At 79.6% G+C, this 269-nt stretch carries 1 pseudogene; it reads left to right on the forward strand.

Annotated elements, in window-relative coordinates:
- Positions 1-269, forward strand: a pseudogene (locus tag EIK80_RS25990) (efflux RND transporter periplasmic adaptor subunit); the annotation flags it as partial.

Below are 269 nucleotides of genomic sequence, written 5' to 3' on the forward strand. Positions count from 1 at the left end.
GCGGAGGGGGCTGGCGCACGGGCCAGCGTCGACGCCGCCGCCGCCGGTGCGCACGCCGCCCAGGCCGCCGCGGCCAGGGATCGTCGCCTGTTCGAGGCGGGGGTTGTCGCCCGGCAGGACTGGGAAGCCAGTCAGGCCGCCGCCGACAAGGCCCGGGCCGAGCTATGCGCCGCCCGCGCCCAGGTCGCCGCTCAGGGCGCGCCCAGCGCCAGCGGCCTAGCGATCCTGCGCGCGCCGATCGCCGGGATCGTCGCGCGGATCGACGCTCG

It is taken from the genome of Caulobacter sp. 602-1 (assembly GCF_003931565.1).
In the GTDB taxonomy this organism is placed as follows: domain Bacteria; phylum Pseudomonadota; class Alphaproteobacteria; order Caulobacterales; family Caulobacteraceae; genus Caulobacter.